At 56.3% G+C, this 26,029-nt stretch carries 32 protein-coding genes and 1 tRNA gene; 11 read left to right on the plus strand and 22 right to left on the minus strand.

Translation table 11 applies throughout. The features are described 5' to 3' along the window. Positions 1 to 927 precede the first annotated feature (927 nt). Positions 928 to 1,140, plus strand: a complete 213-nt coding sequence (locus tag BMS17_RS04275; protein ID WP_077430506.1) for a hypothetical protein — start codon at positions 928 to 930, stop codon at positions 1,138 to 1,140. Next, positions 1,140 to 2,252 (plus strand): phage integrase Arm DNA-binding domain-containing protein, encoded by a 1,113-nt coding sequence (locus BMS17_RS04280; RefSeq protein ID WP_077430507.1) that lies wholly within the window; start codon positions 1,140 to 1,142, stop codon positions 2,250 to 2,252. Before BMS17_RS04275 ends, BMS17_RS04280 begins: the two co-directional genes overlap by 1 nt. Before the next feature lie 89 nt (positions 2,253 to 2,341). Here the strand turns inward: BMS17_RS04280 and BMS17_RS04285 are convergent. The 9 genes from BMS17_RS04285 to thrS form a co-directional block, all read right to left on the minus strand. Next, positions 2,342 to 2,418 (minus strand) — tRNA-Pro (locus BMS17_RS04285). An 89-nt stretch (positions 2,419 to 2,507) separates the two neighbouring features. Further along, positions 2,508 to 2,864: a MerR family transcriptional regulator gene (locus tag BMS17_RS04290; RefSeq protein WP_003179985.1), complete on the minus strand. Its 357-nt coding sequence runs from the start codon at positions 2,862 to 2,864 to the stop codon at positions 2,508 to 2,510. Next, complete coding sequence (gene ihfA, locus BMS17_RS04295; RefSeq protein ID WP_002553164.1) at positions 2,845 to 3,147, minus strand: integration host factor subunit alpha; 303 nt, start codon at positions 3,145 to 3,147, stop codon at positions 2,845 to 2,847. Before ihfA ends, BMS17_RS04290 begins: the two co-directional genes overlap by 20 nt. A 3-nt stretch (positions 3,148 to 3,150) precedes the next feature. Further along, positions 3,151 to 5,532, minus strand: a complete 2,382-nt coding sequence (pheT, locus tag BMS17_RS04300; protein ID WP_077430508.1) for a phenylalanine--tRNA ligase subunit beta — start codon at positions 5,530 to 5,532, stop codon at positions 3,151 to 3,153. A 26-nt stretch (positions 5,533 to 5,558) separates the two neighbouring features. Then, entirely contained in the window at positions 5,559 to 6,575 is a 1,017-nt protein-coding gene (pheS, locus tag BMS17_RS04305) for a phenylalanine--tRNA ligase subunit alpha (RefSeq protein WP_007905876.1), read from the minus strand. Positions 6,576 to 6,684: 109 nt separating this feature from the next. Continuing rightward, entirely contained in the window at positions 6,685 to 7,041 is a 357-nt protein-coding gene (gene rplT, locus BMS17_RS04310; protein WP_007905879.1) for a 50S ribosomal protein L20, read from the minus strand. 28 nt (positions 7,042 to 7,069) lie between these two features. Continuing rightward, on the minus strand, positions 7,070 to 7,264 hold the full coding sequence (gene rpmI / locus BMS17_RS04315; RefSeq protein ID WP_002553160.1) for a 50S ribosomal protein L35: 195 nt from the start codon (positions 7,262 to 7,264) through the stop codon (positions 7,070 to 7,072). Between the two features lie 60 nt (positions 7,265 to 7,324). After that, positions 7,325 to 7,876: a translation initiation factor IF-3 gene (infC, locus tag BMS17_RS04320; RefSeq protein ID WP_172435341.1), complete on the minus strand. Its 552-nt coding sequence runs from the start codon at positions 7,874 to 7,876 to the stop codon at positions 7,325 to 7,327. Beyond that, the gene (gene thrS, locus BMS17_RS04325; protein ID WP_077430509.1) at positions 7,876 to 9,798 is read right to left on the minus strand and encodes a threonine--tRNA ligase; all 1,923 of its coding nucleotides are present in this window, start codon (positions 9,796 to 9,798) and stop codon (positions 7,876 to 7,878) included. The genes infC and thrS overlap by 1 nt, the downstream gene beginning before the upstream one ends. 373 nt (positions 9,799 to 10,171) lie before the next feature. On the opposite strand from thrS, the gene BMS17_RS04330 reads away from it, so the two are divergent. Together BMS17_RS04330 and BMS17_RS04335 are read left to right on the plus strand one after the other, a co-directional pair. Then, positions 10,172 to 10,474 carry a hypothetical protein gene (locus BMS17_RS04330; RefSeq protein ID WP_046028231.1) on the plus strand — a complete coding sequence of 101 codons (303 nt, stop codon included), beginning with the start codon at positions 10,172 to 10,174 and terminating at the stop codon, positions 10,472 to 10,474. 291 nt (positions 10,475 to 10,765) lie between these two features. Next, on the plus strand, positions 10,766 to 10,978 hold the full coding sequence (locus BMS17_RS04335) for a cold-shock protein (RefSeq protein ID WP_007905882.1): 213 nt from the start codon (positions 10,766 to 10,768) through the stop codon (positions 10,976 to 10,978). Positions 10,979 to 11,050: 72 nt separating this feature from the next. On the opposite strand, the gene BMS17_RS04340 is transcribed toward BMS17_RS04335, so the two are convergent. Next, positions 11,051 to 11,371, minus strand: coding sequence for an I78 family peptidase inhibitor (locus BMS17_RS04340; RefSeq protein WP_077430510.1), 321 nt, complete (start codon positions 11,369 to 11,371; stop codon positions 11,051 to 11,053). A 165-nt stretch (positions 11,372 to 11,536) separates the two neighbouring features. Then, positions 11,537 to 11,842, minus strand: coding sequence for a hypothetical protein (locus BMS17_RS04345; RefSeq protein WP_019649602.1), 306 nt, complete (start codon positions 11,840 to 11,842; stop codon positions 11,537 to 11,539). 133 nt (positions 11,843 to 11,975) lie between these two features. On the opposite strand from BMS17_RS04345, the gene BMS17_RS04350 reads away from it, so the two are divergent. After that, positions 11,976 to 12,188 carry a hypothetical protein gene (locus tag BMS17_RS04350; RefSeq protein WP_046028234.1) on the plus strand — a complete coding sequence of 71 codons (213 nt, stop codon included), beginning with the start codon at positions 11,976 to 11,978 and terminating at the stop codon, positions 12,186 to 12,188. A gap of 33 nt (positions 12,189 to 12,221) precedes the next feature. On the opposite strand, the gene BMS17_RS04355 is transcribed toward BMS17_RS04350, so the two are convergent. From BMS17_RS04355 to BMS17_RS04390, 8 genes are all read right to left on the minus strand, one after another. Then, positions 12,222 to 13,250: a nucleoside hydrolase gene (locus BMS17_RS04355; protein ID WP_077430511.1), complete on the minus strand. Its 1,029-nt coding sequence runs from the start codon at positions 13,248 to 13,250 to the stop codon at positions 12,222 to 12,224. 41 nt (positions 13,251 to 13,291) lie between these two features. Further along, positions 13,292 to 13,696, minus strand: a complete 405-nt coding sequence (gene rbsD / locus BMS17_RS04360; protein WP_077430512.1) for a D-ribose pyranase — start codon at positions 13,694 to 13,696, stop codon at positions 13,292 to 13,294. Beyond that, a complete protein-coding gene (rbsK, locus tag BMS17_RS04365) occupies positions 13,693 to 14,610 on the minus strand; it encodes a ribokinase (RefSeq protein ID WP_077430513.1) in 918 nt (305 codons plus the stop codon). Before rbsK ends, rbsD begins: the two co-directional genes overlap by 4 nt. A 52-nt stretch (positions 14,611 to 14,662) precedes the next feature. Continuing rightward, positions 14,663 to 15,682, minus strand: a complete 1,020-nt coding sequence (locus tag BMS17_RS04370; protein WP_046028241.1) for a LacI family DNA-binding transcriptional regulator — start codon at positions 15,680 to 15,682, stop codon at positions 14,663 to 14,665. Between the two features lie 3 nt (positions 15,683 to 15,685). Further along, positions 15,686 to 16,663 (minus strand): ABC transporter permease, encoded by a 978-nt coding sequence (locus BMS17_RS04375; RefSeq protein ID WP_046028242.1) that lies wholly within the window; start codon positions 16,661 to 16,663, stop codon positions 15,686 to 15,688. Next, positions 16,660 to 18,213, minus strand: coding sequence for a sugar ABC transporter ATP-binding protein (locus BMS17_RS04380; RefSeq protein ID WP_077430514.1), 1,554 nt, complete (start codon positions 18,211 to 18,213; stop codon positions 16,660 to 16,662). The genes BMS17_RS04375 and BMS17_RS04380 overlap by 4 nt, the downstream gene beginning before the upstream one ends. A gap of 55 nt (positions 18,214 to 18,268) precedes the next feature. Next, positions 18,269 to 19,225 (minus strand): sugar ABC transporter substrate-binding protein, encoded by a 957-nt coding sequence (locus tag BMS17_RS04385; RefSeq protein WP_077430515.1) that lies wholly within the window; start codon positions 19,223 to 19,225, stop codon positions 18,269 to 18,271. A 189-nt stretch (positions 19,226 to 19,414) separates the two neighbouring features. Further along, on the minus strand, positions 19,415 to 19,864 hold the full coding sequence (locus BMS17_RS04390; RefSeq protein ID WP_046028245.1) for a hypothetical protein: 450 nt from the start codon (positions 19,862 to 19,864) through the stop codon (positions 19,415 to 19,417). A gap of 348 nt (positions 19,865 to 20,212) precedes the next feature. Here BMS17_RS04390 and BMS17_RS04395 point away from each other — a divergent pair, with 348 nt between their 5' ends. The 3 genes from BMS17_RS04395 to BMS17_RS04405 all read left to right on the plus strand — a co-directional run bounded on the left by BMS17_RS04395 (position 20,213) and on the right by BMS17_RS04405 (position 22,455). Next, on the plus strand, positions 20,213 to 21,301 hold the full coding sequence (locus tag BMS17_RS04395; RefSeq protein WP_046028247.1) for an asparaginase: 1,089 nt from the start codon (positions 20,213 to 20,215) through the stop codon (positions 21,299 to 21,301). Between the two features lie 169 nt (positions 21,302 to 21,470). Then, the gene (locus BMS17_RS04400) at positions 21,471 to 21,761 is read left to right on the plus strand and encodes a DUF1654 domain-containing protein (RefSeq protein ID WP_046028250.1); all 291 of its coding nucleotides are present in this window, start codon (positions 21,471 to 21,473) and stop codon (positions 21,759 to 21,761) included. A gap of 4 nt (positions 21,762 to 21,765) precedes the next feature. Then, complete coding sequence (locus BMS17_RS04405) at positions 21,766 to 22,455, plus strand: endonuclease (protein WP_046028251.1); 690 nt, start codon at positions 21,766 to 21,768, stop codon at positions 22,453 to 22,455. 66 nt (positions 22,456 to 22,521) lie between these two features. On the opposite strand, the gene BMS17_RS04410 is transcribed toward BMS17_RS04405, so the two are convergent. Next, the gene (locus BMS17_RS04410; protein WP_046028252.1) at positions 22,522 to 22,887 is read right to left on the minus strand and encodes a sporulation protein; all 366 of its coding nucleotides are present in this window, start codon (positions 22,885 to 22,887) and stop codon (positions 22,522 to 22,524) included. A gap of 250 nt (positions 22,888 to 23,137) precedes the next feature. Here BMS17_RS04410 and csrA point away from each other — a divergent pair, with 250 nt between their 5' ends. Further along, positions 23,138 to 23,332 carry a carbon storage regulator CsrA gene (gene csrA, locus BMS17_RS04415; protein ID WP_007938114.1) on the plus strand — a complete coding sequence of 65 codons (195 nt, stop codon included), beginning with the start codon at positions 23,138 to 23,140 and terminating at the stop codon, positions 23,330 to 23,332. A 192-nt stretch (positions 23,333 to 23,524) separates the two neighbouring features. On the opposite strand, the gene BMS17_RS04420 is transcribed toward csrA, so the two are convergent. After that, a complete protein-coding gene (locus BMS17_RS04420; protein WP_046028254.1) occupies positions 23,525 to 23,980 on the minus strand; it encodes a DUF2214 family protein in 456 nt (151 codons plus the stop codon). 517 nt (positions 23,981 to 24,497) lie between these two features. Between BMS17_RS04420 and BMS17_RS04425 the strand changes: the two genes are divergently transcribed. Continuing rightward, positions 24,498 to 25,250: a carbonic anhydrase gene (locus BMS17_RS04425; protein WP_046028255.1), complete on the plus strand. Its 753-nt coding sequence runs from the start codon at positions 24,498 to 24,500 to the stop codon at positions 25,248 to 25,250. Positions 25,251 to 25,320: 70 nt separating this feature from the next. On the opposite strand, the gene BMS17_RS04430 is transcribed toward BMS17_RS04425, so the two are convergent. Next, positions 25,321 to 25,515, minus strand: a complete 195-nt coding sequence (locus BMS17_RS04430; protein ID WP_046028257.1) for a hypothetical protein — start codon at positions 25,513 to 25,515, stop codon at positions 25,321 to 25,323. Between the two features lie 149 nt (positions 25,516 to 25,664). Between BMS17_RS04430 and BMS17_RS04435 the strand changes: the two genes are divergently transcribed. Continuing rightward, positions 25,665 to 25,979, plus strand: coding sequence for a hypothetical protein (locus tag BMS17_RS04435; protein WP_046028258.1), 315 nt, complete (start codon positions 25,665 to 25,667; stop codon positions 25,977 to 25,979). Positions 25,980 to 26,029 lie beyond the last annotated feature (50 nt).

Here is a 26,029-nt window from a genome sequence, read left to right on the forward strand (position 1 = left end):
GACATCGCCAACATCTTCCTTGTTCCCTTCCCATAGCAAACCAGGCGAAATTCCTCGGCCTGCCCCGTCGTCATCGACGAATTATCTAAAATGTAAATTGTATGATGGCGCGATGATGCCTGTCGACAAACACTTAGGTGGGAGCAGTGGCCAAATGTGAAATATGCGGGCCAAGAACCAGCAACACCTTGTCACATCTGCCGCTCTCTCAACACATTAGCAAAATATTATTTAGCATTTTGTATTGACGCATGATTTAGCTCTTGCTAATTTTACATCACTTCTCCTTTGCCTAATGGCAAACCTAAGCCTCCACCAATTTTGCGAACGCCAACAGCGCGGCGGGCCTTTGCTCGCCCAGGAGAAAGTGAGTCGTTGGCGAGTATTAACCCGAGAGGATACGCAGTGAGTACTCAAGCACAGAGCCCAGTAAGCGAATTCGCGGAGTTCGGCCAGCGCCTTATAGACCTGGGCATGGCAATGAAACGCGACCAGACAACGGTGCGAGATCTCCAGAAGCTAGCAGAAGCCTGCGGTATCAAATTGCTAAACCTTCGCTCTGTGCCTGGCGCAGAGGTGCGCAATGGCTAAAACAATCCTGCAGGCACGCCAAGATGGCGTTCACTTTTACCTGAACACTGAAACCTCATCACCCAATACCGGGCATAGGAACCGATACCGGCTGTTCAAGACGGAAAACTATGGCCGCGATAAGTCGGGTTGGATCCAGGTTGGCTCGATGGCAGGGCAAGCGCTGCTAGCCACTAAGGGGGAAAAGGCTTTGTTTATTGCTTGCGAGAGACTCTTCACCAGCAAGAAACCACATCCTTACGAGCACCATGGAGCTATACGCGGAAAACCAGGACGGTGGGAAGGAGAGGCATTCCCCAGTCGTCAAAGCCAACCATCTACTGTCAGGGTTAGCAAATGAAGCAAGAACTGATAAAGATCAGCGAGTTTCAGCGCCGTCGCTGGGGCGAGAACGGGACCCCGCAGTGCCCTCAGGCAATTCGCAACCACATTCGCAACGGCATGATCCCCGGCGAGCAGATCGGGAAACTCTGGTACGTTGACTGGACCGCCTTCTCGCGCTCGGACGGCAACGACCTGGTCGCAATGGTATTGAAAGGAGCTGCATGATGGTGCCACGGCCGCGTAACCCTGCGAATAAGGGACTTCCGCAGAACCTGTACTACGATGCGCGGCGCTCGACATACCGCTACCGGCGGCCTACCGACGGTAAGTGGTTTCCGTTCGGCACCGACCGCCTCAAAGCGATTGATGCCGCGAAGCAGTTGAATCTCGAGTTCATGCGTGGTGCCGACCTGGTCGGCGCCGTGATGAACAACGCCTCTGAAACGTTCGCCGGATTCCTCGACACCTACGAACGAGACGTCCTTCCGCCCCGCGAGCTGGCCAAAGGAACGCTGGGCCTTTACGCCGTTCACTTCCGACGTTTCCGTAAGCAGTTCGATGGAAAAGCCGTCGATCAAATCACCATTCGCATGGTCGCGGAGATGCTGGACGCGCTCACCCCGCGCACGGCGAACCAGTGCCGGGCGCTGCTGATCGACATTTTCAATCACGCAGCGTCCAAAGGACTGTGCCCGGACAACCCGGCGGCCAGCACCATCAACCGGATCGAGAAGAAGCAGCGCAAACGCCATACGGTTGAAGGACTGAAAGCCATCCGGGAGAAGTCGCCGGCCTGGCTGCAGAACGCAATCGACCTGGCGTTGATCACCGCCCAGCGCCGGACAGACATCCTTGATATGCGTTTTGATGGCAGTCGGGAGGGTTACCTGTACGTGGTGCAGAAGAAGACGGCCAAGGCCAGTGACGCGGCATGGATACGATTTCTGATAACGCCGGAGTTACAGGCGGTCATCAGCCGATGCCGCGACGATGTCGTATCGCCCTACCTGGTGCACCGGAAGCCCGAGCGCCGGAAACAGAAACAAGCGCAAACCAAAGATCATTGGACAAAGGTTGAGGAAAGGTATTTGACGCGAGCATTCAAGGAGGCCAGGGAGGCTGCGAACTGCTACGCGGGATGGAAGGAAGAAGAGATGCCGGGCTTCCACGAAGTGCGAGCGCTGTCGCTGCACCTGTACAAGAAAGCCGGAAAGGATGGTCAGAAAATTGCTGGCCATGCGAGCGAGGGCATGACCAGAAACTACCAGCGGGACCACGAGGAAATCGTCTGGTCCGAAGCAATACCGGACCTGAATATCAGCGAAATCACCGGGTAGTTTTGCGCCAGTTTTGCGCGGGTTTTGCGCAGACACAAAAAAGCCGATCTTTCTGATCGGCCCAAGTGCCTGATTTTACTCAGTAAATATGGTCGGGACGGAGTGATTCGAACACTCGACCCCTAGCACCCCATGCTAGTGCGCTACCGGACTGCGCTACGCCCCGACTAGGCGTGAAGCTCGTCCCTCTTCTCGAGGGACGCTCAAGAATATATCGCAAGCGTTTGAAAACTGGAAGTATTCAAACTCAGGAAATTATTTCTTGAGTACTACCAACACGTCTTCCAACTCGGCAATCATCTGTCGAATCATCTGCTTGTATTGGGTGGTGTCGTCTTTGGCTTCATCGCCGGACAAGCGTAAACGCGCGCCGCCGATGGTGAAACCTTGATCGTAAAGGAGCGCGCGGATCTGCCGGATCATCAGCACGTCTTGTCGCTGATAATACCGGCGATTCCCGCGGCGTTTGACGGGGTTGAGTTGAGGAAACTCCTGCTCCCAATAGCGCAGCACGTGCGGTTTTACCGCACACAGCTCGCTAACTTCACCGATGGTGAAGTAGCGTTTGCCTGGGATGACGGGTAGCTCGTCGTTATGACTTGGTTCCAGCATAAGCCTCAACTCGGGCCTTCAACTTCTGCCCTGGACGAAAGGTGACCACACGGCGAGCCGTGATCGGGATTTCTTCACCCGTTTTCGGATTGCGGCCAGGCCGCTGGCGTTTGTCTCGAAGGTCGAAATTTCCGAAACCGGACAATTTGACTTGTTCGTTGTCTTCAAGAGCGTGCCTGATTTCTTCAAAAAACAGTTCGACCAATTCCTTGGCCTCCCGTTTATTCAGGCCCAGCTCTTCATACAGACGTTCCGCCATCTCAGCTTTCGTCAGAGCCCCCATACGTCACTTCCTTAACGTGGCGTTCAACCTTTGTTCGAGCGAGGTGAGGATGTTTTGCGTAGTGTTATTCACCTCATCGTCATTAAGAGTGCGCGATGGATGCTGCCAGGTCAAGCCAACTGCAAGGCTTTTTCTATCAGGATCAATGCCTTTACCCTGATACACGTCAAATAGCCTGAGGTCTGTCAGCCATTCGCCTGCATTTTCACGGATTACGTCTAGAACAGCGCTGGCTGCGACGTCTTTTTCGGCGATCAGCGCAAGATCACGTCGTACTTCAGGGAAGCGCGACAACTCGCTGAATTTAGGCATTTTGCCCAACGCCACTTCAGCCAGAACCAGCTCAAAAACGAAGACTGGACGATCGAGCCCGAGGGTTTTCGACAATTCAGGGTGAATGGCACCTACAAAACCTACCAAACGGCCTTCACGTTCGATGCGCGCGGTTTGACCCGGGTGCAACGCTGGGTGTTTACCCGGCACGAAAGTGAACGAATCCAACGCGCCGGCAAAACCAAGCACCGCTTCCACGTCAGCCTTGACGTCGAAGAAGTCCACGACATCGCGACCCTGCGCCCAGCCTTCCGGCAGACGGCTACCACATACAACACCGGCCAACATCGGCTCTTGCTTCAGGCCTTCCAGTTGACCGACGAAACGCAGGCCACTTTCGAACAGACGGACGCGGTCCTGTTGACGGTTCAGGTTGTGCTGAAGCGCCTTGACCAGACCCGGCCACAAGGACGAGCGCATGGCAGCCATGTCGTTGGAAATCGGGTTGGCCAGCAGCAGCGGCTCCACACCCGGATTAAACAGTTCGAATTGTTTCGGATCGATGAAGCTGTAAGTAATCGCTTCCTGATAACCACGCGCCACCAGCAGACGACGCAGTTCAGGCAAATCGCTACGAGCTTCCGCTTTGGCTTGCGGCGCCAGGCGAGCTTGCGGGTAACGAACCGGCAGACGGTTGTAGCCGTACAGGCGGGCCAGCTCTTCGATCAAATCGACTTCCAGGCTGATATCGAAGCGATGGCTTGGCACTTCAACGCGCCATTGCCCTGCCCCATCGGCCGAAACGGACAAGCCCAAAGCGTTGAGCAGACGCTCAACTTCGGCCGAATCCATTTCCATGCCCAGCATTTGAGTAATGCGTTGCGCGCGCAAGGTAACCGGAGCGATCTTCGGCAGATGTTGCTCGCTGACGGTTTCGATGATTGGGCCGGCTTCGCCACCGGTGATTTCCAGCAGCAGGCCAGTAGCGCGCTCCATGGCTTCACGGGCCAATTGCCAGTCCACGCCACGCTCGTAGCGGTGCGAAGCGTCAGTGTGCAGGCCGTAGGAACGAGCCTTGCCAGCGACTGCAATCTGATCGAAGAATGCGCTCTCCAGGAAAATATCGCGTGTAGTCGCGGTGTTGACGCCGCTGTGCTCTCCGCCCATGACGCCAGCAATTGCCAGAGCGCGGGTGTGGTCGGCAATCACCAGCGTATCGCTACGCAGGGTGACTTCCTGACCGTCGAGCAGTACCAGCTTCTCGCCCTCTTCGGCCATCCGCACGCGGATGCCACCGTTGATTTCGGCAAGATCGAAGGCGTGCAGCGGTTGACCCAGCTCCAGCATCACGTAGTTGGTGATGTCGACGGCTGCGTCGATACTGCGCACGTCAGCACGACGCAGACGCTCGACCATCCACAGCGGTGTAGGCTTGGACAGATCGACGTTACGGATCACACGCCCCAGATAACGCGGGCACGCCGCCGGAGCCAGCACTTCAACCGAACGCACTTCGTCGTGCACGGCTGGAACGGAAGCAACAACCGGGCGAGTGACCTGGGCGGCGTACAGTGCGCCAACTTCACGGGCCAGACCGGCCAGGGACAGGCAGTCACCGCGGTTCGGGGTCAGGTCGACCTCGATGCTGGCATCTTCCAGGTTCAGGTACTCACGAATGTCCTGGCCCACCGGCGCATCGGCCGGCAGCTCCATCAGGCCATCGTTGCCTTCGCCCACTTGCAGTTCGGCTTGCGAACACAGCATGCCGTTGGACTCAACGCCACGCAGCTTGGCTTTCTTGATCTTGAAGTCGCCTGGCAGCTCGGCACCGATGGTGGCGAACGGGATCTTCAGGCCCGGGCGCACGTTTGGCGCACCGCATACGACCTGAAAAGTCTCCGTGCCATTGCTGACCTGGCAAACGCGCAGCTTGTCGGCGTCCGGGTGCTGTTCGGTGCTCAGCACCTCGCCCACTATCACGCCGCTGAATACGCCGGCGGCCGGAGTAACGCTATCGACCTCAAGACCGGCCATCGACAAACGAGCAACCAGCTCGTCACGACTTACCTGCGGGCTTACCCAGCCACGCAGCCATTGTTCACTGAATTTCATCCTGCTCTCCTAAGAATTCGTTACGACTAGCGAAATTGCGCGAGGAACCGCAAGTCGTTGTCGAAGAACAGACGCAAGTCGTTCACGCCGTAACGCAGCATGGCTAGACGCTCAACGCCCATGCCGAAGGCAAAGCCCGAAAACTCTTCCGGGTCGATCCCGGACATACGCAACACGTTCGGGTGAACCATGCCGCAGCCCATCACTTCCAGCCAGCCCGTCTGCTTGCAGACACGGCAGCCTTTACCGCTGCACATCACGCATTCCATGTCGACTTCTGCGGATGGCTCGGTGAACGGGAAGTAGGATGGGCGGAAACGCACGGCCAGTTCTTTTTCGAAGAACACGCGCAGGAATTCTTCGATAGTCCCTTTCAGGTCGGCGAAGTTGATATCGCGATCGACCAGCAGGCCTTCGACCTGGTGGAACATCGGCGAGTGGGTGATATCCGAGTCGCTACGGTACACACGGCCTGGGCAGACGATGCGGATCGGCGGCTGTTTTGATTCCATGGTGCGGACCTGTACCGGCGAGGTATGGGTGCGCAGCAACATGTTTGCATTGAAATAGAAGGTGTCATGCATCGACCGGGCCGGGTGATGGCCTGGGATGTTGAGTGCTTCGAAGTTGTGATAATCGTCTTCGACCTCAGGGCCTTCGGCGATGCCGTAGCCTATATGGGTGAAGAACTGTTCGATACGTTCCAGAGTGCGGGTAACCGGATGCAGACCACCGGAGGTCTGGCCGCGGCCAGGCAGGGTCACGTCAATCGACTCGGCGGACAGTTTGGCGGCTAGATCAGCCTCTTCAAACAGTGCCTTGCGCGCATTGAGAACCTCTGTGACACGCTCCTTGGCAACGTTGATCAGCGCACCGACTTGCGGACGCTCTTCTGCCGGCAAATTCCCCAGGGTCTTCATCACCTGAGTCAATTCACCCTTTTTGCCAAGGTAGTGAACCCGGATTTGCTCCAGGGCATTGATATCTTCAGCGCTTTGCACAGCCTCTAGTGCTTGAGAGACGAGCGCGTCCAGGTTTTCCATGTACAGACTCCAGATACAAAATAGGGGAAGAGCTTGAAGGCTCTTCCCCTATTTATGACGTTTAACACCTGGCCCCACAGAGGTGAGGCCGGGTGACTGTCGGGGGTACTTAAGCCAAGGTGGCTTTAGCTTTCTCGACAATCGCAGCAAACGCCGCTTTTTCGTTCACTGCCAGATCAGCCAGAACCTTACGGTCGATCTCGATGGACGCTTTTTTCAGGCCGGCGATGAAACGGCTGTAGGACAGACCGTTGATACGTGCACCAGCGTTGATACGAGCGATCCACAGAGCGCGGAACTGACGTTTTTTCTGACGACGGTCACGGTAGGCGTATTGGCCTGCCTTGATTACCGCTTGCTTGGCAACACGGAATACGCGCGAGCGAGCGCCGTAGTAGCCTTTAGCAAGTTTCAGAATTTTTTTGTGACGTTTACGGGCAATGACGCCACGCTTTACACGAGCCATGAGTTACTTCCTCTATTCTTGACTAAAATTAACGAAGGCGCAGCATGCGCTCGACTTTTGCCACGTCAGACGGATGCAGCAAGCTGCTACCGCGCAGTTGACGCTTACGCTTGGTCGACATTTTAGTCAGGATGTGGCTCTTGAAAGCGTGCTTGTGCTTGATACCGTTAGCAGTTTTCAGAAACCGCTTAGCAGCACCACTTTTGGTCTTCATTTTTGGCATGTTCGGATACTCCGCATTCAGTTGATAAACATAATCAGAAGGCCTGCCGTGCCCTGTTGATTACTTCTTCTTTTTCGGGGCGATGACCATGATCAGCTGGCGTCCTTCCATCTTAGGATGCTGTTCGACCGAACCGTACTCGAGCAAGTCACCTTCAACTCGCTTGAGGAGTTCCATCCCCAGCTCCTGGTGGGCCATCTCACGGCCGCGGAATCGCAAGGATACCTTGGCCCTGTCCCCATCACTCAGGAAACGTACCAGGTTGCGCAGTTTTACCTGGTAATCCCCTTCCTCCGTCCCTGGACGAAACTTGATTTCTTTAACCTGAATCTGCTTCTGGTTTTTCTTGGCCGCAGCAATCTGCTTCTTCTTCTCGAAGATCGACTTGCCGTAGTCCATCAGCTTGCAAACAGGGGGTACTGCATCGGCGGAAATCTCCACCAAATCCAGCTTGGCCTCTTCAGCCTTAAGAAGCGCGTCTTCAATTGACACAATCCCAAGCTGCTCACCCTCAGCCCCAATTAACCGAACCTCGCGTGCCGAGATATTCTCGTTGATCGGGGCTTTCGGTGCAGCTCGTTTATCTTGTCTCATTTCACGCTTAATAATAATTACTCCGAATCTGGGCGACCACGCCGGGAAACCGCTTGCGCGAGAAACTCAGCGAACTGGGCGACGGGCATCGAGCCCAGGTCAGCACCTTCACGAGTACGCACAGCGACAGTCTGCATCTCGACTTCCCGATCTCCGATAACCAAGAGATAGGGAACCTTGAGCAAAGTATGCTCGCGGATTTTAAAGCCGATCTTTTCATTTCTCAAGTCAGACTTGGCACGAAACCCGCTTTCGTTGAGAGTTTTTTCAACTTCGGCGGCGAAATCAGCCTGTTTATCAGTGATATTCATGATCACTGCCTGGGTCGGCGCCAGCCACGCGGGGAATGCCCCTTCGTAGTGCTCGATCAGAATTCCGACGAAACGTTCGAAGGAACCCAGGATCGCCCGGTGCAACATTACCGGGTGCTTGCGACTGTTGTCTTCGGAGACGTATTCGGCTCCCAGACGGACAGGCAGGTTAAAATCGAGCTGAAGGGTACCACACTGCCAGACGCGACCGAGGCAATCTTTCAGCGAGAACTCGATCTTCGGACCGTAGAACGCACCTTCGCCCGGCTGCAAATCGTACGGCAGGCCAGCGCTATCAAGGGCTGCAGCCAACGCAGCTTCGGCGCGATCCCACAATTCGTCGGAACCAACGCGTTTTTCCGGACGAGTGGACAGCTTCATCTCGACGTCTTTAAAGCCGAAATCGGCGTAAACGCCCATGGTCAGCTTGATGAACGCAGCCGACTCAGCCTGCATTTGCTCTTCTGTACAGAAAATATGAGCGTCGTCCTGAGTGAATGCACGTACGCGCATGATGCCGTGCAATGCACCCGATGGCTCGTTACGGTGGCAGGCACCGAATTCGGCCAGGCGCATCGGCAACTCGCGGTAGCTTTTCAGGCCCTGATTGAACACTTGCACGTGGCAAGGGCAATTCATCGGCTTGATGGCGTAGTCGCGGTTTTCCGACTGGGTGGTGAACATGTTGTCGGCGTAGTTGGCCCAATGCCCGGATTTCTCCCACAGGCTACGGTCAACGACTTGTGGAGTCTTGATCTCCAGATAACCGTGATCGCGCTGAACCTTGCGCATGTACTGCTCAAGCACTTGATACAGCGTCCAGCCGTTCGGGTGCCAGAACACCATGCCCGGTGACTCTTCCTGGGTGTGGAACAGGCCCAGGCGCTTGCCGATCTTGCGGTGATCACGCTTTTCAGCTTCTTCGATGCGCTGGATGTAAGCCGCCAGTTGCTTCTTGTCTGCCCACGCGGTGCCGTAAACGCGCTGCAATTGCTCGTTCTTGGCATCTCCACGCCAGTAGGCGCCGGACAGCTTGGTCAGCTTGAAGGACTTCAGGAAGCGCGTGTTCGGCACGTGCGGACCGCGGCACATGTCGACGTATTCTTCGTGATAGTACAGACCCATGGCCTGTTCGTTCGGCATGTCCTCGACCAGGCGCAGTTTGTAGTCTTCACCGCGGGCCTTGAACACTTCGATCACTTCGGCGCGCGGAGTGACTTTCTTGATCACGTCGTAATCTTTTTCGATCAGCTGTTGCATGCGCTGTTCGATGGCGGCCAGGTCGTCCGGAGTAAAAGGACGCTCGAAGGCGATGTCGTAATAGAAGCCTTCGTCAATGACCGGCCCGATCACCATTTTGGCGGTCGGGTACAACTGCTTGACCGCGTGGCCAACCAGGTGGGCGCAAGAGTGGCGAATGATCTCCAGCCCCTCTTCATCCTTTGGCGTAATGATTTGCAGCGTGGAATCGCTGTCGATGATGTCGCTGGCGTCGACCAGCTTGCCATTGACCTTGCCGGCCACGGTGGCCTTGGCCAGACCTGCACCAATGGATGCGGCGACCTCGGCTACGGAAACTGGGTGATCGAATGAACGTTGACTGCCGTCGGGAAGAGTAATAGTTGGCATGGCGCCTCCTCTCCTAGTGGTGACCCCTACCAAAGGTCACGTGGGTTGGGATGAGCCAGTACAAGATCCGATCCAGGCCATTCAATGACGAACGCCTGCCTTACAGCGGCAGGAGCCTTGCGGCCAACCGGAAAACCGAACCAGAGTGACTGGGATTCAAATCAGGGTTATTCGCGCAGTTGCCGCCACCGGGACTGAAGGTCATCCGGAGCTTGCAAACGCCCGAGCGTGGCATGCTAGCACAGATGAACGGTCGTCGATGCAAGCAGACTTTGTGCGCAGGCACATTGGGCATTTTTATGCCAGAGTGCTGAACTGAACACCGCTTTGCCCCTCAGATAACAAGTCATTGACTCACAAGGAGCATCCCAGCATGCGTCTGAACCGTTTGTTCGCCGTAGCCGCCCCCTTCATTCTGCTGTTGCCATTGGCCGCCCATGCCGACTGGCCAAAGGGCGAGCGCGAGAAATACATGGCGCAATGCGTCCCTGCAGCGGCGCAAAAAATCGGTGATGCGAAGGCCAAAGCCGTCTGTGCTTGCGGCGCCGATCAGCTCAAATCCTATCCAGCCAAAGACCTTCAGGCGTTGATGGATGGCAAAGCAAGTCAAGAACTGGGGAATGAGGCCATGCATAAAATCGCCACCTGCAGGGTCGATACCGGCGCGAAAAAATAGGCCTCACGCATTCATTTTTTCAGCTGCAATGACCAAAAAATGAGCCTAAATGCCGCTTTGTCAGACATTTTTCAAGGTTTTACAGCTTTTTTTATCGTCTTTACTTTCGGCTGAAAGCCTTTTAAATCGGGGCTTTCAGCCACATGAAGCACCAAAGAACACTCGACAGCAAGGCAAACAGCACGTCCGGGGGGCTCCCAAAGCGAACATTTCGACTATGATACTCGGGTGTGCCCAGTTGGCCTGAGCAGCACAGCACTACTGAAAATATATGTTTCTTGGAGATACACCATGTCTAATCGCCAAACCGGCACCGTTAAATGGTTCAACGATGAAAAAGGCTTCGGCTTCATCACTCCTCAAGGTGGCGGTGACGACCTGTTCGTACACTTCAAAGCTATCGAAAGCGACGGTTTCAAAAGCCTGAAAGAAGGCCAGACCGTTTCCTTCGTGGCTGAGAAAGGCCAAAAGGGTATGCAAGCTGCACAAGTCCGCGCTGAGTAATTTTCAGCCGCACTAAAAAAACCCCGTCCATGTGGCGGGGKTTTTTATGGGCGAAACAAAAGCCTGGTGCGATCAGCCGCAGTTGACGCGAGTGACCACCCGATTGGCATCGGTGTTCAGGTTCAAGCGGTCAGAGCGGTACTCCAGAGTGACCATATCGGTCGGCATCAGGAACCGCGCGTTCTGTGCGCCTGCGCGAGTGCGCGCCTGTTCCAGCAGTTGCGGTGAGGCTGGTTTGCCAAAGGTGAATTCGGCAGCCTTTGCTTCACAGCGGCTATGACCCGTGTCAGTCGTCGTTACAGGGTCCGTTGCCGACTCAGGCGACGTGCTGCTGCAACCTGCCAGCAGAGTAGCGGCCAACAAGGCACCCAATGACGCGAGCTTCCAAGGCATGAAACCTCCTTTTTTAATAGTTAAGCTGAGATCGTGCGACCGCCGTTCTGGCGATTGGTTTCAAGGTGAATGCCATCACCCCGCCCCCATTTCAGACGAGCGCTGAGTTTGCCTGAGCATTGCCCTGCCCTTTAGCACTCAATCGTGACTGAATATTAATAGCGCTTAATAAACGTCGATGTAGTCATACGGTGGGTTCGGCCAGTTGTCTTTCAGCGCATTGAAGATCTGCATGACCCAGACCTCGTCACTGGCTGCGACCAAGCCTACATATCCCGAGCCTTTAGCCCACGTCTCCAGCCGAAATCTCAGCCCGTCGATATCAGTGCCGCCGACAACGCCGGAAGAAATGTAGGCGATACCGCCCTTGGTAACCCGCAACTGAGTGTGCTCGTCGTCACTGGCGGATGCCAATAACTGGCGTACCGCCTCAAGGGTTAAACCGTCAGGAGTGTTCAAATCGATCTGCACAGCGCGGTCCTTGAAAATTCGCCAAAAACCAAGTGTCGCATAGCCCTCCCCTCATGCCTAAGTCGGAGTGCCAAACACCGCGCAAAAATGGTTAACTCGACATTCAGACTTTCCCGACTTAACGAGTGCCATCATGACCACCGTAAGCATCGACGCCGACATCAAAGCCAAGTGGCAAGACGGGCACAGCTCTTACAGCCCAAGCAGTACGGAAGAACTCGCCATTATCGGCATCGACCTGCTCGTCAGGGACTTGGGGACTGAGGCCGCACAGTCTTTCATCGAACAGATTTTCGAAAAACACCTGGCGGACCAAAAGGCCGCGGCAGAGGCAGGACGGGCGTAAAACCCGCAGGCTGGCACCTGCGGGCGGGTGGTTTTACTTCAGACGAGCCAGGCGCTGAGTCAGCAAGTCGAAGAAACCCTGAGCGTCGCCACTTTCGACCCAAAAAGCATTCTTCGGCGCTTTCAGTCCGTCATACCAGTCGACAATGGTTTGGCCAAAGGTCGGGCCGTCGCGACTATCAACAACCACGTTGACTGAGCGACCGCTAAACAGTTCGGGCTTGAGCAGGTAGGCGATGACGGTCGCGTCGTGCACTGGGCCACCCGCAATGCCGTAGTGCTCCATATCGCCTTTGATGTATTCGTTGAGAATATCGCCCACCAGCTTGCTGGCATTATTGTTCAGCGCGGCAATTTGCTTCAGGCGCGATTCGCTGGTGAGGATTTTATGGGTCACGTCCAGCGATAGATAGGTCAGCTTCACGCCACTTTTCAATACGACTTCGGCGGCCTGCGGGTCGGCGAACAAGTTGAACTCGGCCACCGGCGTAATGTTGCCACCGTTGAAATGCGCACCACCCATGACCACCACCTCCTTGATGCCCTGAACGATTCCAGGTTCCTGGATCAGCGCCAGGGCCAGATTAGTCTGTGGACCGAGCATCGCGATGGTGATGCTGTGGGGCTTGGCAGCCCTCAAGGTATCAATCAGGTAATTGACTGCATTGCCATCAGCCAGGCCTTTCTTCGGCTCATGAACGGTGATACCCGACAGCCCTTCCTTGCCATGAATGTCCTCGGCATAGATCGGGGCACGTATCAGGGGCCTCGGCGCTCCTGCATACACCGGCACATCTTCGCGCCCCGCCCATTCACGTGCCAGTCGCGCGTTACGCGATGTCTTGTCCAGTCGCACATTGCCGGCCACGGTGGTCAGCGCACGAATGTTCAGTTCTTCGGGTGATGCCAGGGCGAACAGCAAAGCGACCACATCGTCGGCGCCCGGATCGGTGTCGATGATCAAGTCGATCTTGTCCGCCGCCTGGGCGCTCGTTGCAGTAATCAGGGACAAAAGCAGCAGACTCCGGAGCAGATGGTGCAGTTTCTCAGCATAGCGGTTCATGTCGCACTCCTTGTGCTTGGGGGAAACGAATGTAGGCAGCGTTAGAATGTCACTCCCGACACCAACACGATGTTGCAGTACGGCGCACATTCTCCTGTACGAACAATCGCCCGTGCCTGTCGGCTGAGGACCTTGAACTGGTCATGACTGAGCAACTCGCGCGAACCCAGCTGACCTTCGGCATTCAGTTCGTCCAGCACACTCAATGCTGGCGGCTGCTCGCTCAGGATCTCTTGGGCCAGCACATGCCTTTCGACCTGCATTTCGCTCAGCACAACCTTCAAGGTACTGATGAAATCCGGAATCCCTTGAGTCAGCGCCAAATCAATCAGTTCGACGCCTGATGGCACCGGCAGACCGGCATCGCCGATGACGACCATGTCGCCGTGCCCCAGGGAGGCGATCAACCGAGACAGCGCGATATTGAGCAGCGGTGTTTTTTTCATGGTGCTTTGAACGCCTGTACGTCAGACAACGTGGGAATCGAAGGTTGTGCGCCAGCCCGGGTGACCGACAAGGCCGCTGCGACCTGACCGAACCGGATCGCTTCGGCTTCGCTGCTTCCAGCGGCCAATGCGGCGGCAAAACCACCGACGAAGGTGTCCCCGGCGGCTGTGGTATCGACTGCCTTCACCTTCGGTGCGGGAAAATGCTCCAGGCGCGAGCCATCGGCGAACAGCGAGCCCTGGGCGCCCAAAGTGATAATCACCTTACCGGCCCCCATGGCAACCAATCGGGTCGCAGCGGCTTCAGCCGACGCCAGGGAATCCACCGGCATACCACTCAGGACGCAAGCTTCGCTTTCGTTGGGGATCAGGTAATCGATGGCGGCAAACCAGTCAGCCGGCAATGGGCGGCTGGCGGGCGCAGGGTTGAGAATGACGGTCTTGCCCAGCTCACGGCCCCGCTTGAGGGCATGGCCCACCGTTGCATCCGGTACTTCCAGCTGACAAATAATCACATCCGCCGCCTGCAACACGGCGTCAAAACGGTCGATGACTTGCGGCGTCAGCGATCCGTTGGCACCCGCGACAATGACAATAGCGTTTTGACTGTTGTCATCGACCACGATCAATGCGACGCCGCTGGAATCTTCGACCGTGCTGACGGCCTGACAATCGATGCCCTCGGCCAACAGCGCTCCGCGCAGTTCTGCGCCATAGGCATCGTTGCCCACGCAACCGACCATCGACACCTCGGCGCCCAACCGGGCTGCTGCGACGGCCTGATTGGCGCCCTTGCCACCGGATACAGTGGCAAACGACTGACCGATCAGCGTTTCACCGCCACGCGGCAACCTTGGCGCCCGGGTTACCAGGTCCATGTTCAGGCTGCCTATCACCACTACTTTTGCTGGCATACATTGCTACTCACTGTATCGGCGGTGCTTTTGGTTTAGCGGCTTTTCTATTTCAACGGTACTGGACGAACACACCGGCGAGCGGCGCAGTCGACTCTCTCAAGACAATACTCGGCGTCACAATTCGTTGATCAGTGGCCATATCCGGGGTGGCGATCCTGCGCAAAAGCACTTCCGCCGCCATCTCACCGAGCTGCAGGATCGACTGCCCCACCGTGGTCAACGCCGGGTAAACGTAACGGCTCATCTGGATATCGTCGAAGCCGATCACCGACAATTCAGTGGGTACGCGAATGTTGCGCTCGGCAGCCGCTCGCAACACACCGATGCCGATCATGTCGTTGCCGGCGAAGATCGCACTGGGAGCATTGCGCTCCAGCAAAATCGCGGCCGCGCTGTATCCCCCGGTGCTGGTGAAATCGCTTTCCAGCATGCGCTCGGGATTCACTTCGACGCCCGCCTCGTGCAAGGCACGGCAATAACCGGCCAGACGCATTTGCGCCACACTGGTGCCCGAAGGGCCGCCGATGGTGGCGATGTCCCGATGCCCCAGTTCCAGCAAATGTCGCGTGGCCAGATAGGCGCCGTATTCGTGGTCGATGCGTACCAGATCGACATTCACACCCTCCAGCCCGCGGTCGACGATGACCATCGGCGTACGCACGCCGGCCAGGCCTTGCGCCAACCCCGCATCGCCACCCGCCGACGCCACGATCAAACCGTCAATACGCTTTTCCAGCAACACACGCAGGTAGCTGCGTTGCTTGTCCGGGTTGTCATCGGAGTTGCACAGGATTACGCAATAACCCTTGCGCTCGCAGTAGTCTTCGATGCCTCGCGCCAACTCGGCGAAGTACGGGTTGAGGCTGTTAGGAACCAACAAACCGATGGTGGCGGTGGTCTTGGCTTTCAGCGAGCGGGCGACGGCACTCGGCACGTAATCCAGGGTTTTGATTGCCGCCTCGACCTTGACCCGCACTTCTTCGCTGACCGGTCGGGTCTTGTTCACCACATGGGACACCGTGGTGTAGGAAATGCCCGCCAGTGCGGCTACATCCTTGATCGTTGCCATGATTCAGGTCCGCCGGCTTGCGCGTTGACTGCGATAAGTATCCAGCACCACCGCCACAACAATGACTGCGCCGGTGATGATGCGCTTGGTAGGCTCGGTCGCACCGATCTGCGCCAGACCGGCCGCCAATACGGATATGATCAGGACCCCGAAGAACGTGCTGATCACAGAGCCACGTCCTCCCATCAAACTGGTGCCGCCGATAACAACGGCAGCGATAACCTGTAACTCCAACCCGGAGCCGGCATTCGGATCTGCCGCTTCCAGCCGGGAGATCTGAAACAGCGCAGCAATACCGGCCAATAGCCCCATCAGGCTGAACACCAGCACCTTGTAAGGTTTTGGATTGATCCCGGCCAGACGCACCGCTTCTTCATTGGTGCCAATGCCGATCAGGTAACGACCGAACACCGTACGGGTCAACACGGCTTGGGCAACGAAGATAATCAGCAAGGCGATGATGAACGACGGCGAGATGCCGAAGGCAATCGGGTTGGACAGCCAGGCGAAGGCATCTCCGATGTAGGCCGTGCGTGAACCGGTCATCTGATAGGCCACGCCCCGGGCCATTTCCAGCACACCCAAAGACACAATGAACGAAGGTATCCGCCAGGCCACGGTGATCGAACCGGTGATGGTCCCGGCCAATGCTGCCGCCGCCATTCCAAGCAGTGCCGCCGGCAGAACGCTCCAGCCCCAGCCGAGAATCGCCACACTGACGGTTGAAGCCGCCAGTGCCAACACCGAGCCGACCGACAGGTCGATGCCACCGATAATCAACACGAAAGTCATGCCGACCGCCAGCACCATCAAATCGGGAATCTGGTTGGCCAGCGTGCTGAAAGTGTCATAAGACAGAAAGTGGCTGCTCAATACCGAGAACAGCGCAATCATCGCCAGCAAGGCACCGGCCAGGCCCAGATAGGTGCCCAGACCGTAGAAATTGCCACTACGTTTGCTGGCAGAAGATGCAGTTTTCATGGAAGGTCCCTAGGCGCCGCTTCATTGAGCAGCGCATCACGTTTTTGGTAGCCGGCAAAAGCGGCGGCAAGCAAGTCATCCTGGGTCCAGCGGTCACGCTCGAACGTGTCGATCAGGCGCCCCGCCGACAGCACGCCGATCCGGTCGCAAATCAGCATCAGCTCGCGCAGGTCGCTGGACACCACCACCAGCGCCTTGCCCTGTCGAGTCAACTCGCCAAGCAAACTGTATATGTCGAACTTGGCGCCGACATCGATGCCACGGGTTGGCTCATCGAACAACATCACCGAGCAGTCACGCTCCAGCCAACGGCCGATCACGACCTTTTGCTGGTTGCCACCGGACAGCTCGGAGACAAGTTGCGTCGGGCTCGAGCTGCGAATACGCATGGCGTCGATCTGACGCTGGGCCAAAGACATCTCGTCTGCGTTGTTGACGAAACCAGCACTGGAAATCACCGGCATGTTGCCCATGGCAATGTTGGCGCTGATCGACTGGGTCAGCAGCAAGCCTTCGCCCTTGCGGTCTTCGGTGATCAGAGCGATGCCGTGACTCACCGCATCGGCCGGCGAACGGATACTCACCACTTGGGCCGGTGACCCCAACGCGATCGTGCCACTGTCGGCGGTATCGGCACCGAAGATCAGACGCAGCAACTCGGTGCGCCCTGCCCCGATCAATCCGGAGATACCGTAGATTTCGCCAGCGCGAACTTCGAAGGACACATCGCGAACCTTATCGGAGCGGGTCAGGCCCTTGACCGTCAACGCGGGAGCGCCGATCTTGCGTGGCCCCATGTCCATGTGTTCGCCGAGCTCGCGACCGACCATCAGGGTGACCAATTGCTCGCTGTTGTAATTGGCCATCGGCTCGACGCAGACCAGGTTGCCGTCGCGCAAAACCGCAATGCGCTGGGCGACCCGCGCCAACTCTTCGAGGCGGTGAGAGATATAGATGATCGACACGCCTCGCGATTGAAGGCGGGTGATTTGCTCGAACAGCATCTCGACTTCGCGCGCCGTCAGCATGGCCGTCGGCTCGTCGAGGATCAGTACATGGCAGTCGCCAATCAGGTTGCGGGCAATCTCGACCATTTGCTGGTGACCAATACCGAGGTCGCCGACCAGAGTGTCCGGATCGATCGCATCGAGGCCGACCTGGGCCATGGCCTCGATCGCCGCCTTGCGCAGTTGCTTGCGACTGATCCAGCCACCGGTACTGGGCAAATTATCGAGAAACAGGTTTTCCGCCACCGACAGTGTCGGCAACAGATTGAGTTCCTGCATGACCATGCGGATGCCCAGGTCTTCGGCCTGGGTCCGACTGCCGGGGCGGTAATCCTGCCCCTGAAACTGCATCTGGCCAGTGGTCGGCGTCACCAGCCCGCCAATGATCTTCGACAGCGTGCTTTTACCCGCGCCATTCTCGCCGGTCAGCGCCAGCACTTCGCCGCGTATCAGCGTCAGGTCAATGCCGGTCAGGACAGGTTGAGCGTAGGTCTTGCCGATACCGCTGACCGAGAGGACAGCGTTCGGGGCGCAAACGGACATAAAACTCTCCATGTGCCCGCCCCGACGGGCGAGCACCGTTGTGTCGCCAGAAGGCCTACTTGGTAACCAGTTCTACCGGGGTTTCAATCACGCCGTTGGTGCCGCTGTCAACCGTCTCGCCCTTGATGATCTTCAGCGCAGTCTCGATACCGAACACCGCTTGCCTGGCTGCAAACTGGTCGGCGGTCGCCAGAACGCGACCGTCCTTGAGCATCGGCTTGATGGCGTTGATGTTGTCGTAACCGACCACTTGCACCTTGCCGGCCTTGCCCGCTGCACGCACGGCGGAAACGGCACCGACGGCCATGCTGTCGTTACCGGCCAGCAGGGCTTTGACATCCGGGTACTCGCTGAGGATCGAGGCGGCAACCTTGTTGCCCTTGTCGATCTCCCAGTCGCCAGACTGCAGTGAAACGACTTTGATCTGCGCCGCTTCCATCGCATCTTTGAAACCAGCGGTACGGGCCTGGGCGTTGGTGGTGGTGGACACGCCTTCGATGATGCCGACTTCGTCACCGGCCTTCAGTTGCTTGGCCAGGTACTCGCCGACCAGACGCGCGCCTTTGCGGTTATCCGGGCCCACGAACGGCACTGTCATGCTCTTGCTTTTGAGGACAGCAGGATCCAGTTGGTTGTCGATGTTGATCACGGTAATGCCGGCATCGATGGCTTTCTTGATCACCGGAACCATGGCTTTGGAATCCGCCGGAGCGATGACCAGCGCATTGACTTTAGCCAGGATCATTTGCTCGACGATGCGTGTCTGGCCAGCGGTATCCGTTTCGTCTTTGATGCCGTTGGAGATCAACTCGAATTCGCCGGAATGGTCTTTCTGGTAGGCCTTGGCGCCATCTTCCATGGTCAGGAAGAATTCGTTGGCCAGGGACTTCATGACCAGCGCGACTTTGGGTTTTTCAGGAGACTCGGCGAATGCCGATGAGACAGGCAGTGCAGCGGATGCGACAGCCAGCATAGCGACAGCAAGAAGACGTCCAGCGAATGGCAGCTTCATGGGTTCACTCCGATCTTATGATTATTGTGAGCAGTGCTTGCGCTGGAGTAACGCCTGGACCCCAATCGTCAGGAGTCAGACTGCGAACAGGGTCGCGCAAACGTTTGCGTAGACCGAACTATGCGAATCCTGCCAGGATTTGTCAACGAGCTGTTTGGCGTCTTCGCAAACAAAACCTCCCCCTCCACGTTACGCAGTGGTGCTGATCAGGCCACCCGTACTGGAGTCCTTGGCCAGCTCTTTCACCAGATTACCCGTCACTTGTGACAGCGCTCCGGTGGTGTCGGCGATCTGTCCCTGGATCGACATGACCGCTGTGGCCTTGGCTTCCGGCGTCGGATAAGTCGCTGCCTGAGCGGCGGCCAATTGCTGCTGTTGTTCGCGCAGTTGCTGTTGCAGTTCCTGCATACGCTTGAGCAGCGTTTGCACCGCAATACTTTGGGTGCTGCCGCCTTCGGACCTGGCTTCGGCGCCCTGCGCTCCGCCACCGGTTCGAACCTGGTTGTCGCGGCCCTCGTCCTTATCCAGAACCGCTGTCGAGGCATCTGCCGTCGCTTCGCTCAAGGCATTGATCGTTGACGGGGATTTGCCACCGATGGTGATCGCGCCTGCATTTGGAAAACCGATAGAGAAGGACACGTTAACTCCTGTAAGAAAAATAACCTTTCAGGGCCATCGACCTGCACAAGGTTTTCTTTAGCACTGATTGCAGATCTGGCAAGGCGAACTTGCCAGCAAAAGTCGTAGGCATTTTCGGAGAGCCGAACGCAAACGCACACCACATTCGGAAACCCGGACAACATGACGTTTAACATGCATCAGACTAAAAACAATTACCTATATAAATCATAAGGTTAGATATTTTTTTCTATCGACGTTTGACTGGTACAGATCCTGCTCTTCACCCATACCCCCGGCGTTCAGATCTGCCGGGGGCGCATCTAGATGAACTTGCATCAGCACCGTCTCACTACTAGAGAGAAAATAATGAAATCTGCTTTCAATACTTTTATTCCGGGCGCTTTGGCCCTCTTGCTCCTCCTGCCTGCTGCCCTTCAAGCAAAAGAAGTCGAAACCAAACAGAAGTTGGCGAACGTGGTCATCCTGGCCACCGGCGGCACCATTGCCGGCGCAGGCGCGAGCGCCGCGAACAGCGCAACTTACCAAGCGGCAAAAGTTGGCATCGAACAGTTGATTGCCGGCGTTCCGGAACTGAGCCAATTGGCTAATGTTCGTGGCGAGCAAGTCATGCAGATCGCCTCGGAAAGCATCACCAATGACAACCTGCTTCAGTTGGGCCGTCGCGTGGCCGAACTGGCCGACAGCAAAGACGTCGATGGCATCGTGATCACCCACGGCACCGACACCCTGGAAGAAACCGCTTACTTCCTGAACCTGGTGGAAAAAACCGACAAGCCGATCATCGTCGTCGGCTCCATGCGTCCAGGCACTGCGATGTCGGCCGACGGCATGTTGAACCTGTATAACGCCGTCGCCGTCGCCAGCAGCAAAGAAGCGCGCGGCAAAGGCGTCCTGGTGACCATGAACGACGAGATCCAGTCGGGTCGCGACGTCAGCAAGATGATCAACATCAAGACGGAAGCGTTTAAAAGTGCCTGGGGTCCGTTGGGCATGGTGGTTGAAGGCAAGTCCTACTGGTTCCGCCTGCCGGCCAAGCGTCACACCATGGATTCGGAATTCGACATCAAAACCATCAAGAGCCTGCCTGACGTAGAAATCGCCTATTCCTACGGCAACGTCAGCGACACGGCCTACAAGGCACTGGCACAGTCCGGCGCCAAAGCAATCATCCATGCCGGTACTGGCAATGGTTCGGTTTCCTCTCGCGTGGTTCCAGCCCTGCAAGCCCTGCGCAAGGACGGCGTTCAAATCATTCGTTCGTCTCACGTGAACGCTGGCGGTTTCGTCCTGCGTAACGCCGAACAGCCTGACGACAAATACGACTGGGTTGTCGCGCACGATTTGAACCCGCAAAAAGCCCGCATCCTGGCCATGGTTGCACTGACCAAGACCAACGACAGCAAAGAGCTGCAACGGATGTTCTGGGAATATTGATTCGCCCTCGCCCGACCGGTTCTGGTCGGGCACTTTATTCACCACTCGTCAGCGTTGACGAGTGGTTAACGCCCTCCGCAAAACGCCGACAAAAAAATTTCCCTCTTCCTACACCAAATGGAAAAAACCACTGTCAGAGGATTTTCTTGAATTTTAAGCAGTTGCGAAAATGCTTACAGTTAAATACTGTATGCACGTACAGCTTAATAAGGATAATCCCGTGGCTACCACCTCCACCTCTCCTGGCACCTATGAACGCATGGGCATGCGCGTTCAGAAAATCATCAATTCCCCCACCGCTCAAAAAGCCAAAGCCGCACTGATCTTCCGCCTGCCGGATGAACCCGTGGATGAGTGGGAGCAATTGCTCGAAGAAATCGACGAGAACGACAACGTCACCCTCGCCTATCGCGACGATGGCGGTGTGCAGATTTTCTGGGTTGTACCGAAGGAAGATTGAGTCAATGAGCGTCCGCTGGTTTGCTTTGCTGTTTTTGTTCATCACCTTCGGCGCCCAGGCCGCCGCCCCACGCACTTTCAATGAAGCCAAAAAAGTCGCCTGGAAGCTGTACGCACCGCAATCCACCGAGTTTTATTGCGGTTGCAAATACACCGGCAACAAGGTGAACCTGGCGGCCTGTGGTTATGTGCCACGCAAAAATGCCAAACGCGCGGCTCGCATCGAGTGGGAGCACATTGTCCCGGCGTGGCAGATCGGCCATCAGCGCCAGTGCTGGCAGGAAGGCGGACGCAAGAACTGCACCCGTTACGATCCGGCTTACCAGAAGGCCGAAGCCGATTTGCACAACCTGGTGCCGAGCATTGGCGAAGTGAATGGCGATCGCAATAACTTCAGTTTTGGTTGGTTGCCGGTGCAGACCGGTCAATATGGCTCGTGCTTGACCCAAGTCGACTTCAAGGCAAAGAAGGTCATGCCCCGCCCATCCATTCGCGGCATGATCGCCCGGACTTATTTTTACATGAGCAAGCAATACGGCTTGAGCCTGTCGAAACAGGATCGCCAACTGTACGAAGCCTGGAACAAGACCTATCCGGTGGAAGCCTGGGAACGTCAGCGCAACCAAAGCGTGGCGTGCGTCATGGGTCGCGGCAATGAGTTTGTCGGGCCGGTGGACATGAAAGCCTGCGGTTGATAGCCGCTGAAAAACAAAAGGCCTCGGTGTAATACCCGAGGCCTTTTTTATTTCTATCTGCCACTGTCACTGAGCCAAAGGATGCTCAAGCACCAGCAATTCGATGTTCTGCTTCTTGGCCCGAACCAGCGCCGCCGCCACCTCTGACTGCTTGGCCTCGGCCTCGGCTTTCGAACTGAATGGCCCCATCAGAATGCGCGTCTTGCCATTTTCCATGATGACGTTGGAAACGAAGCTATGCTCGATCAACCAGCCGCTCAGATCGCTGACAGCCTGGGTTGTTTCGCCTCGCACCTCGAGATCCCATTGCGGCCCGGTAGCCGTTACTGGAGCGGAAACGACTGCCGGCTTAGGCTTTTGAGCGTCAACCCCCTTACCCTCACCGCACCCAGCCAACGCCAGTACAGCGAATACCAAGACCATTTTGCGCACAACGGTTCCCTCTGAATGCCGAAAGCGGCGATTTTAACACCCATGAATACTTCTCGAGTGCCGCAAAATGGACTCAAAACAACGAGAATGATGATGGCAGCCTCTGTATAGTTACGCCTTGGGAATTAATGCAGCATCTGCGCGTCAGAAAGAGGCACCCAAACCGTGAGACTTCGCACTAATCTATACATAACACCGACCTCTGCACTGTTCGAATCAGGTGCCCTACAAAGCAATCAAGGAGAAGACCATGCTGATACTCACCCGCAAAGTCGGTGAAAGCATAAACATCGGTGACGACATTACGATCACCATCCTGGGCGTGAGCGGCCAGCAAGTCAGGATTGGCATCAACGCTCCGAAAGACGTTGCAGTGCATCGTGAAGAAATCTATCAGCGCATTCAGGCTGGCCTCACCGCGCCAGACAAGCCACAAACTCCCTGAATCCTGTTGCAGTCAGTAGCCAGCCCGTTCGCCCTGAACATCGGCTGGCTAAAGATTCGGGCGCTGTAGTGCCCGCCGTTTAATTGCTCACCCTCTCCCCTCCCGGCAAGACGTCGATACTACCGGCATGTCACATGCCATGGCTGTCAGACATTTCTGAATAAACCCGAGGAAGGACCTGATCGCACCCGCTTAACCTAACGTCACCCCGCGCGCCATACCCGTCGCAGCAATGACCATCAGCAACACCAGCAGCGCTTCGATGTGACTGAAACGGGCAAACAGTTTTGCGCGCCCGGCATCGATCGCCGCACCACGGCCAAGCGCAATTCGCCATTTGATCAGTGTCACCATGGGTGCGACTTCTAGCAGCAGGATAAGCACGAAGAGCGTCATCTTGAGATGAAACAGTGGCTGGTGCAGGTAATAATCGGTGCCTTTCTCGTATCCGCCAAAGGCCCGCATTCCACCGCTAACCAAGAGGATGACTGCGCTGATCCCCCATAGGTTATCGGCCATCAGTACGCGACGCACCTCCCCCGTCCCGGCCGCCAAGCGACTGAACGCCGTCCCTCGGGTCAAAACCGCCCAGAAGCCCAGCGCAAAAGCCAGCAGGTGAATTGCTGCAAGTGACCAATGAACCAGCATTGATATACCCCCGTCAGTTTGAGTTTAGCCAGTCAGTAGTAGCCCAAAAAACCGGGACTTGCCCGATTTGAGCGCAGGGCGCTTTATCAGGGATTGAGTCAATGGATCGTCAAATAGCGTTGCTGCCGGGGATAGGCGCAACAGCAGTTCGAAGGTGCGGGACAAATCTCAGGCAAAAAAAATCCCAAGCAGCTGATGGAAGCTTGGGACTTAAAAATGCATAAACCGTGGTGGTGAACGCGGGGCGATAATATCCCAACGACTTACTTGTAACAATATATTTTAGGTCACTAGTTGGTTAAAAAATATCGTAACCCATTAAATATCCACAATTTTTGTATGGATCCTTGGAAAGTTCCAGTTGAAACAAGCCATCACCCGCCATACCCGCAGGCCTGAATATGACGCCAGAAACATAACGTCACAGACCGTCTAGACTCCATCCATCAAGAGCTGAAGGTTTCTGCTCGCTTTTGACAGCAAGCCCCCCCTCCCAATTCACCTGAGTACACAAGCCATGTGTGAATCATGTGATTCAAATCCGCTTCAAAAAACGAGTGGCCGCCGTAAGTTCCTTCAGCTTGCCGGACTTAGCGCAGGAGCACTGTTGTTGGCTGGCGCCTTGCCTGGCCAACTCCTCCACGCTGCGGAGAAAACGGCGCCACCCCCAAAACCGCAAAACGCAATCAACCCCGACATGGCCCTTCAAAGGCTTATTGAGGGAAACGAACGGTATGTTTCGGGCACTTCCAAGACGCATGACTTCAAAGCCGAACGAGAAGCCTTGGTCTCAGGCCAGAACCCGTTTGTGTCGGTGCTCAGTTGCTCTGACTCTCGCATCGCCCCCGAGTACGCTTTCGACACTGCACGCGGAGATCTTTTCTCCATACGTGTCGCCGGTAACTTCGTTACTGATGAAGGCCTGGCAAGCCTTGAGTACGCAATCGCGGTGCTCGGCTCACCGCTGATTCTCGTGCTCGGGCATGAAGACTGCGGCGCTATCAATGCAGGTATAAAAGCAGTAAAAGATCAAACCGTTTTCCCCGGCCACATCCCAAAACTGACTGATGCACTCAAGGCTTCTATCGAGAAAGTGCTAAAAGAATCAGGGAGTCTTCCTGCCAACGCTGTAGCGCAAAATGTCAAAGACTCGGTCAACAAACTCAAAAACGCCTCACCCATTCTGACTGATGCCCTCAGCAAAGGTACGTTGAAAATAGTGGGCGGCATCTATCGCCTGGCGAGCGGAAAGGTAGACCTGGTCGCCTGACTCAGAACACCCAACGCCTGTCGTTGAGATAGCCAGAAACAAGGAGCCCAGCGCAAAGGCTGGGCTCAAGTTATTTTCTGTTGTCCATCATCTTGTCGGCGAGAGCCTTAGCCCTTTCAATCAACAGGTTCTGCCTGTCCTCATGAGTAGCCCCTCCTACGACCGGGGCCGTCAGGTTGCTTTCGGCAATCAACGCAGCGCAGAAGTACTGATCCCAAACAGCCCTGCCTTCAAATGCCTGCCTTTTCATTTCGTCGGCGATCATATGCGGCTCCTTTTGGTGAGGTAGCACTGCTATCTTACGCCCGAATTTCAAACAACCTGGGTCACTAAAGACAATCAGCACGAGTCGAGTGGCAAACCATGGGGCCGAGTGGTTCAATTCATGAGCACTTCAAACGAGGGAGACGTGCGGTGGGTGTTTTAAAAGCGTTAAGTGTATTTTCATTCGGCCTTTACTCGCTTGTGGGTGCAGGCCTGATGGTTGGGACGTATTTATTGCTCTATGGAGCCCAGTGTGCAGAGTCGCGGATAAAACACCAACCCCTGCCAACAGACCGCGTCTTGGTGTTTGTTGTTGTCGCAGCGCTGGCCGGCTTCTGCGTGGGCAGCCTTGCGCAAGGACTTGCGGAGATACGGGATGAGTGCGCCGCCATCGGCGAAATGCCTAAACCCTGCCTGTTAAAGCGGTTGGGACGCACAACCCTGAGTGCCGGCTCGGCGCTGTAGCATCAGGTATCGACGGAAATGGCAGGATCAATCTTGCTTTTGTTGCCAGT

Origin of the sequence: Pseudomonas sp. C9 (assembly GCF_002000165.1) — a bacterium.
Lineage (GTDB): Bacteria > Pseudomonadota > Gammaproteobacteria > Pseudomonadales > Pseudomonadaceae > Aquipseudomonas.

Bases quoted from the DNA above. Each gene is read 5' to 3' on its own strand.
- BMS17_RS04275 (WP_077430506.1), top strand. From the start codon at position 928: ATGAAGCAAGAACTGATAAAGATCAGCGAGTTTCAGCGCCGTCGCTGG.
- BMS17_RS04280 (WP_077430507.1), top strand. From the start codon at position 1,140: ATGGTGCCACGGCCGCGTAACCCTGCGAATAAGGGACTTCCGCAGAAC.
- BMS17_RS04290 (WP_003179985.1), bottom strand. From the start codon at position 2,864: ATGCTGGAACCAAGTCATAACGACGAGCTACCCGTCATCCCAGGCAAA.
- ihfA (WP_002553164.1), bottom strand. From the start codon at position 3,147: ATGGGGGCTCTGACGAAAGCTGAGATGGCGGAACGTCTGTATGAAGAG.
- pheT (WP_077430508.1), bottom strand. From the start codon at position 5,532: ATGAAATTCAGTGAACAATGGCTGCGTGGCTGGGTAAGCCCGCAGGTA.
- pheS (WP_007905876.1), bottom strand. From the start codon at position 6,575: ATGGAAAACCTGGACGCGCTCGTCTCTCAAGCACTAGAGGCTGTGCAA.
- rplT (WP_007905879.1), bottom strand. From the start codon at position 7,041: ATGGCTCGTGTAAAGCGTGGCGTCATTGCCCGTAAACGTCACAAAAAA.
- rpmI (WP_002553160.1), bottom strand. From the start codon at position 7,264: ATGCCAAAAATGAAGACCAAAAGTGGTGCTGCTAAGCGGTTTCTGAAA.
- thrS (WP_077430509.1), bottom strand. From the start codon at position 9,798: ATGCCAACTATTACTCTTCCCGACGGCAGTCAACGTTCATTCGATCAC.
- BMS17_RS04330 (WP_046028231.1), top strand. From the start codon at position 10,172: ATGCGTCTGAACCGTTTGTTCGCCGTAGCCGCCCCCTTCATTCTGCTG.
- BMS17_RS04335 (WP_007905882.1), top strand. From the start codon at position 10,766: ATGTCTAATCGCCAAACCGGCACCGTTAAATGGTTCAACGATGAAAAA.
- BMS17_RS04340 (WP_077430510.1), bottom strand. From the start codon at position 11,371: ATGCCTTGGAAGCTCGCGTCATTGGGTGCCTTGTTGGCCGCTACTCTG.
- BMS17_RS04350 (WP_046028234.1), top strand. From the start codon at position 11,976: ATGACCACCGTAAGCATCGACGCCGACATCAAAGCCAAGTGGCAAGAC.
- BMS17_RS04355 (WP_077430511.1), bottom strand. From the start codon at position 13,250: ATGAACCGCTATGCTGAGAAACTGCACCATCTGCTCCGGAGTCTGCTG.
- rbsD (WP_077430512.1), bottom strand. From the start codon at position 13,696: ATGAAAAAAACACCGCTGCTCAATATCGCGCTGTCTCGGTTGATCGCC.
- rbsK (WP_077430513.1), bottom strand. From the start codon at position 14,610: ATGCCAGCAAAAGTAGTGGTGATAGGCAGCCTGAACATGGACCTGGTA.
- BMS17_RS04370 (WP_046028241.1), bottom strand. From the start codon at position 15,682: ATGGCAACGATCAAGGATGTAGCCGCACTGGCGGGCATTTCCTACACC.
- BMS17_RS04375 (WP_046028242.1), bottom strand. From the start codon at position 16,663: ATGAAAACTGCATCTTCTGCCAGCAAACGTAGTGGCAATTTCTACGGT.
- BMS17_RS04380 (WP_077430514.1), bottom strand. From the start codon at position 18,213: ATGTCCGTTTGCGCCCCGAACGCTGTCCTCTCGGTCAGCGGTATCGGC.
- BMS17_RS04385 (WP_077430515.1), bottom strand. From the start codon at position 19,225: ATGAAGCTGCCATTCGCTGGACGTCTTCTTGCTGTCGCTATGCTGGCT.
- BMS17_RS04395 (WP_046028247.1), top strand. From the start codon at position 20,213: ATGAAATCTGCTTTCAATACTTTTATTCCGGGCGCTTTGGCCCTCTTG.
- BMS17_RS04400 (WP_046028250.1), top strand. From the start codon at position 21,471: ATGCTTACAGTTAAATACTGTATGCACGTACAGCTTAATAAGGATAAT.
- BMS17_RS04405 (WP_046028251.1), top strand. From the start codon at position 21,766: ATGAGCGTCCGCTGGTTTGCTTTGCTGTTTTTGTTCATCACCTTCGGC.
- csrA (WP_007938114.1), top strand. From the start codon at position 23,138: ATGCTGATACTCACCCGCAAAGTCGGTGAAAGCATAAACATCGGTGAC.
- BMS17_RS04420 (WP_046028254.1), bottom strand. From the start codon at position 23,980: ATGCTGGTTCATTGGTCACTTGCAGCAATTCACCTGCTGGCTTTTGCG.
- BMS17_RS04425 (WP_046028255.1), top strand. From the start codon at position 24,498: ATGTGTGAATCATGTGATTCAAATCCGCTTCAAAAAACGAGTGGCCGC.
- BMS17_RS04430 (WP_046028257.1), bottom strand. From the start codon at position 25,515: ATGATCGCCGACGAAATGAAAAGGCAGGCATTTGAAGGCAGGGCTGTT.